Genomic DNA, 3,220 nt, shown 5'->3' with positions numbered 1-3,220 from the left:
AATAACCAATATTCTTTTTTATTTACCTATTGACTTTTGATAGTTGGTCTTTCATCACTGTTTAGGTTGTTTCGTGTATTAATAAGATCCTTTGGCCTCAAAAAGTTTTCAGAACGTTCACACAATCTTCATTAATGTTCCATAGTTACTACACAAATGAATGATATTATTAAATCATCAAAGAAAGCTTATTATCTTTTTATATAGATTGTTTTTCATAAACCTTCCCCTTTTTATAGGAGCCATTATGGCTCCTAATTTTTTGTTATACTTACGCTTGTTCGTACTTGTGTATATGAAAAGTTACTGGATGACACTTTCCCTTTGTTGTAGCAGCTCCAATCATAAACAATTCATCTACTATTTTATCCGTTAACGGTTATTATATTCATATATTATACCCTTTGGTGGAAATAGTCAATTCTTTTTATATGTATTTTTTCCGTTAGCGGTTAAGTATTGTAGTCTATTTAAGGAGACTTTTTCTTGACTATATCCGTTAACGGTGATATTATTAAGTAAAAAGGAGGAATGGAAAATGGGCTTAGAGATTATAGAAGAATATAAAAAGAAATTAGGACTTACAACTGCTGAATTAGCAGAACGATCAGGAGTTCCTAAAGGTACTTTGGATAAAATACTTAGTGGTGTGACTAAAGATCCCAAACTTGAAACTTTAAAAGCTATTGCACGAGTATTGGGGCTCTCATTAGATGATTTTGATGATACCAATGAAGATACTACTAATAAAATCAATTCTTACAATGACTTACTAACTGTTTATACACGTAGTAAAAATAATCTTTCTCAAGCCGAAAAAATGAAACTTGCACAAATTATATTATCCGACGATGAGGAAGAAGGCTGATTACTATAGAATTTCAGGAAATTTTAAAGACTGTTTATTCAGCAATTACATTTTGCAAGATAAAATCATTTCCGATAGATTGTTCAGAAATAATAAACTGTTTTGAATATAACTTAATAAAGTATTCTTCCCTTTCACTTGCCAAGAGAGATGCTTGCTTCTTACTTAGTGAAGATGCAATTACAATAAGAGAAACGAAGAGTATCTTTTATAATGATGAAAAACCTGAAACAAGGATTCGCTTTTCTTTAATGCATGAACTTGGTCATATATTACTGGATTCAGAAGATGAGTTTGCAGCTAATGTTTTTGCAAGTAATATCCTAGCTCCACGAATAGCGATACAATACTCTAGTAAAAATTATAAAGATGTAATGAATCTATTTGGTTTGTCTGAAGAGGCGGCAAATATAGCCTTTAATGATTATAAAAGATGGAGGCTTTACATTGTTAATCACAACAACAAAATGAGCGTGAATGATCAAGCACTATACCAGCACTTTTACAATGCAAAAGTTCAAAAATTCGTTTATAAATCTAATGAATGTATATTTTGCGGTCGTAAACTGTATAATACTTTTGATAGAGAATGCGGTGTCTGTATGTTACCTAGATACGCACCTCAATCATATAGTGAATTAGATCGACAACTTATAGTAGCAGAAAACACTTGGCTTTATGGAGAATAATTGTATATATCAAAATAAAGCCTTGCAAACTTAACGTTTACAAGGCTTTCATCACGGATGCAGTAGGATTTGAACCCGTCATTTATTCTCCTACCACACCATCTCCATCTCTATCATCCATATATTTGTACAACCAATGATCTGAATAAATAGGCATTGAATAGCCAGCTGCTTTCGCTTCTGCAATAGTAACTTTACCATTTCCATTTGTATCTACCTTGGAAAGGTCTTCTTTTTTATTAGTGGAAGCCTTATCACTACTGGATGTATTCGAGCTTGTGTTATTTTTCGAACTTACATTATTTTTCGAATTTATAGTGCTGTTTACTTTATCGGGATTAACATTATCAAATTCATCTACAATCTTATTCCCCTTAAGTGTGTATGTGTACTTGTACTTTGATGGTATCTGAGTTGTAGTGTTAGGATACGTAATTGTAGCTACGAAATTTTCACAACCACCTGCATCACGAATTACCTTTTCCATATATGCTTGATCGCCGTGTCTATTTAGTGTACTCTCCTGTGGTGTTATATTGTAAGCATTGGACACTCCACCAAGAGAATCAGCAATTATATGACCTTCATCTAAATCAGACCGTTCAACCCCTGGTACTTTCGCTTCATCAGAGTAATATCTTCCTTTTGATGTTACTGGTTCATTCTTATCGTCTTGTAGTGTAATCTTGTCAGCCATTACATAAACAAGCTGCCCATATTCATTCGTCAATGCCCAATATGTTCTATCTCCAAATCCGATATCTACTGCTACATTAGCTTCTCTACTTCCAGATAAATCTCCACCGTCAACTTCGATTATTTTGTAGGATTTACCTTTATATTTGAATGTTCCATTATCAATCTTGTTATCAGATTTTTCGCTATCAGTTGCTGCAACGTCCTCAGTTTTATTATCTAATGTCTTTTCACTATCCGTTGTAGCAGCTTCCTCAGCTTTATTATCCGATTTCTTTTCACTATCAGTTCCAGTAGCGTCCTCAGTCTTATTATAAGATTTCTCTTGCGTATCAGACTTATCTTGTGATACTGCTACATCATTTTGTGACACTTCCTTATTATCTTGTTTAGTAATATCATCTTCAGTATCTGTTATTGATTCTAGTTGTGTTCCAACTACTTGTTCCTTAGATATAGTCGTTTGACTATCAGAATCACTATCGTTAGATGGAATAAAAGCAATTCCCAAGATAAGGGCTGTGATAATAATTCTACTATTATGTTTAAATTTTTTGTTTTTCCACATCAGATATATACCAACAGGGAAAAAAATAAACAACATTAGAATAGTAAACCAAGTTGTTTGAGATAATTTTTGTGTATTCATAAATTCTCCTTTGTAATTAATACTAGACCAATATATATTAATCTAAAACACTTGTTATTTCAACCACCATCATTTTCCTCTTCTTTCACTAATCAATATTTTTTATCAATATTTTTCACTTTTTTTACTATTCATTAGACTGGAATAATTTTTTCCTTCTTGAATAGATCTTAAAGGACTTTCAGCTCCTTTTTCTTGTATTTTTTGATATTTGAATTTGTTTTCCATATGATTTGCCATTTAATAATTTTTGTAATAAATTGTGCTATTTTGTTGTATCCCCTTGATTTTTTTTGTATATAATGGTATATTTTAACC

The 3,220-nt window shown here is 31.7% G+C and carries 3 protein-coding genes; 2 read left to right on the top strand and 1 reads right to left on the bottom strand.

The window, feature by feature from the left end:
• Positions 1-538 precede the first annotated feature (538 nt).
• Both ACW2QF_RS18860 and ACW2QF_RS18855 read left to right on the top strand, forming a co-directional pair.
• A complete protein-coding gene (locus tag ACW2QF_RS18860) occupies positions 539-868 on the top strand; it encodes a helix-turn-helix domain-containing protein (RefSeq protein WP_455717560.1) in 330 nt (109 codons plus the stop codon).
• Positions 865-1,557 (top strand): ImmA/IrrE family metallo-endopeptidase, encoded by a 693-nt coding sequence (locus tag ACW2QF_RS18855; protein WP_455717561.1) that lies wholly within the window; start codon positions 865-867, stop codon positions 1,555-1,557. Before ACW2QF_RS18860 ends, ACW2QF_RS18855 begins: the two co-directional genes overlap by 4 nt.
• Before the next feature lie 82 nt (positions 1,558-1,639).
• On the opposite strand, the gene ACW2QF_RS18850 is transcribed toward ACW2QF_RS18855, so the two are convergent.
• On the bottom strand, positions 1,640-2,902 hold the full coding sequence (locus ACW2QF_RS18850; protein ID WP_455717559.1) for a DNA/RNA non-specific endonuclease: 1,263 nt from the start codon (positions 2,900-2,902) through the stop codon (positions 1,640-1,642).
• Positions 2,903-3,220: the final 318 nt, after the last annotated feature.

Source organism: Anaerosporobacter sp., assembly GCF_965301125.1.
This window is presented reverse-complemented; position numbering and strand designations above follow the sequence as displayed.

Bases quoted from the DNA above. Each gene is read 5' to 3' on its own strand.
- ACW2QF_RS18860 (WP_455717560.1), top strand. From the start codon at position 539: ATGGGCTTAGAGATTATAGAAGAATATAAAAAGAAATTAGGACTTACA.
- ACW2QF_RS18850 (WP_455717559.1), bottom strand. From the start codon at position 2,902: ATGAATACACAAAAATTATCTCAAACAACTTGGTTTACTATTCTAATG.